The sequence below is a fragment of the Thiorhodococcus mannitoliphagus genome (assembly GCF_010915725.1).
GTDB classification, from domain to species: Bacteria; Pseudomonadota; Gammaproteobacteria; order Chromatiales; family Chromatiaceae; genus Thiorhodococcus; species Thiorhodococcus mannitoliphagus.
On the sequence record NZ_JAAIJR010000274.1, the window covers coordinates 1 to 2,722 of the forward strand.

The window sequence follows — 2,722 nt, forward strand, 5'->3', positions numbered from 1 at the left end:
AGGAGCGCCGGGGCTCGCCGGTCGCGGAGGGGCAGTGATCGCCGGCGCAAGTCGGTTGGCGACGCGGGGGCGCGGAGGTGTCTCCGCCGCCCGATACGACGCGCTGCTCGATCTGCAGGGGCTTGAGCAAGGCATTGGAGAAACGGTCAGGTCCGGCGGCGAGGCTCCAGGTGCGCGGGGCGATCTCGGTGAAGACGTAACCGCTCGCGTGCAGGTCGGCGTTCTCGTCTTCCAGGGGGCGAGCCAGATGCGCATGACCTGCGCGGGTACCCGCAGCGGGATGGGGTCGCGCGAGCGGGGCAGGAGCAGGTCTTCGTCGGCGGCGATGGGCAGGGCCTCCACTGGCTCATCGACTGGGGCGACATCGGGTGCAGTTGGAGCCGTCGCTGGCGTCCGTGTGGCGCCGAACAGCGCTGCATCGTCGCCAAAGAACCCGCCGGACGAATCGCGCCGCTGGACGGACACAGCCACCCGTCGCGACGGTTGCGCACCTGATGCCTCGCCGTCCACCCGCTCGGATTCCCAGTCGGGTGGCTGCAGCGAATCGGTCCCGTTGGTCAGGTCGTAGACGCGTGAAGCCGGCAAGCACAAGGGGTCGCTGGGATGCCCTTTGCAGCCAAAGCGCTTCTCGCCCACAGCGAGCGAGCCACAGCCACTGGTCATCAGACTGACGCCGAGGAGCAGCAGGAGCAGTCCGCTCCGCGCGGGATCGAATGGAAGGGTCGGTTCTTTCGTCATCGCGCATCTCCAGTGAGCCAAGCGAGCAGATCGACCGGCACACCCCCCTGCAGCCGTCCGTCCGCTGCGATCAGGAAGGGCACCTGGGTGATGCCGAGCAGTTGGGCGGTGACCAAAGCACGCTGGAGCGCGCCCTGTCCGCAGGCGCCCGTCGCCGGCGGTAGGGTCTTAAAGGCGTGGCTGAGCAGGGCTTCCAGAGCCGCGGCCGGATCGCTTTCGGCCAGACAGTTGAGCCGCACCGCCGTGCTGAGCGACGCCTTCCCGAGCACCCCCAGCGGGATGAGGCGAACGCGATAGGGCGCGCGCTGCGACGGCGACAGCGCCTGGAGCTGATCGAGCAGGTTGGCGCACTGCGGGCAGTGGGGATCGAGGAAGAGCCAGACCTCTTCGGTCCCCTCCCCCAGATCCAGCGCCCCAAGGTCGCGGACATCGAGCTTGAGGCGCGCTCGGTCGATCCGCCCCATCAGCCGGTCGGCCTCGACGAGCGAGGTCAGCCGCGCCCCGTGCCAGAGGTCGATGGCCGGACCCAGGAAGGCATAGCGCCCGTTGGTCGAGACGAAGAACAGCCGCTCGCCTGACTGGACCATCTGGACCCCGTTCACGGGCAGACGACGCATCCCCGCGATGCCTTGCACAAGCTATGCAATGTCGTCAGGTTCCGTGGTCACAGCCCCTGGCCTTTCATCGCCTACCGCGCCCACCGGCAGACCGACCAACAGGACCAGAGCCAGGATGAATGGGCTCACCAGATTTTTCGTTCGGATACGCATCAGCCTCATCCTTACCGCCGCCCACCACGGCGACGATTCGCCTGGGCCAGTTGCAGCGACGCCCCGCGATTGAGGATCACCTCGATCGGGCGTCCGGCATCGATCTCGATCACTGGGAAGATGTTCTCGGCCATGTCGAGGTAATACTGGGCGAGGCGGTCGAGCGCCTTACCGGTCCCGGTGATGGCTGCGGCCTGGGCCGAGTCGCCGGAGAGGACGTCCTGGTACTGAACCGTCCCGTCGCTGGTCGTGGTGATAGTCGTGACCGAGGACTTGTTGAAGACATCGGAAACCCCTTCGAGGAAGGCGACCTGCATGGCGCGGGCGATCACCTGTCCTTGCTTGGAGACCAGGCGCCCGCGCAGGCCCACCTTGCCGTCCTCGCCGACCGCGTAGCCATCGACCGGGACCTCGATCACGCCGCCGTCGCGGCGCACGCAGGTGATGACCTCGGTGCGCAGAAAGGCGCGCTCGCTCGAGAGCTCGCCGTAACCGGCGACGGTGATGAAGCACTCGCGCACATCGGCACGGAAGCGGTTGGGCAGGATGGCGGTGTGCTTGAGGCGTACCAAGGCCGGATAGGGATCACGCCGGGCCTGGCGCCCGGTCGGGGCATCCATCCCAGAGAGCAGGACACCGCGCAGGAGGCTGCCGGCTGGGATCATGATGGCGGTGTCCGTGGGATCGCCGGCCGGCTTGGTCGGGGCAGATGCCGCGGTCTTTGTGGCCGGAGCCTGCTCGACCAGGCGGATCGTCAGCGGGCCATTGGCATGCTTCGGCTGTCCCGCTGGCCGCGGACTGAGCGCGCTGAGCGGAGAAGCGGCCTTGGGCTCAAACAGCGCCGGATCATCCAAGGCCGGTGGCTTGGCGGGGCGCGGATTGTTCAGTTCTGACGCGACTGGCTCAGGTGGCTTGGTCGACGCTGGTGGCGCTGACGCTGGCACGGTCGGACGCGCCTCCAGCTCCTCACGCAGCCGGGTGATCTCCTGCTGCAGGGTCTGGATCTCGGTCTGCTGGGACTGACGCAGCTGCTCGACCTGACGGTTGAGCGTGGCCGCCTCGCCGGGGCCGCGCTGACGCTCGCGAGACGTCGCCTGAGCCAGTGCGCGCTCGAGCTGGGTCAGACGATTGGCCAGGCCGTCGATGCCGAGCGCACGCGGATCGGCGTCGGTCAGCAGATGCCGGGTGAGCCGCTCGCGGGCCTGCTCGGCGCG

The 2,722-nt window shown here is 68.4% G+C and carries 3 protein-coding genes; all 3 read right to left on the bottom strand.

The window, feature by feature from the left end:
* Positions 1–738: TraV family lipoprotein (locus G3480_RS26010; RefSeq protein WP_164657106.1), on the bottom strand; the 738-nt coding region annotated here is incomplete at its 3' end.
* On the bottom strand, positions 735–1,355 hold the full coding sequence (locus tag G3480_RS26015) for a thioredoxin domain-containing protein (protein ID WP_240906084.1): 621 nt from the start codon (positions 1,353–1,355) through the stop codon (positions 735–737). The genes G3480_RS26010 and G3480_RS26015, both read right to left, overlap by 4 nt.
* Positions 1,356–1,519: 164 nt before the next feature.
* Positions 1,520–2,722: TraB/VirB10 family protein (locus G3480_RS26020; RefSeq protein WP_164657107.1), on the bottom strand; the 1,203-nt coding region annotated here is incomplete at its 5' end.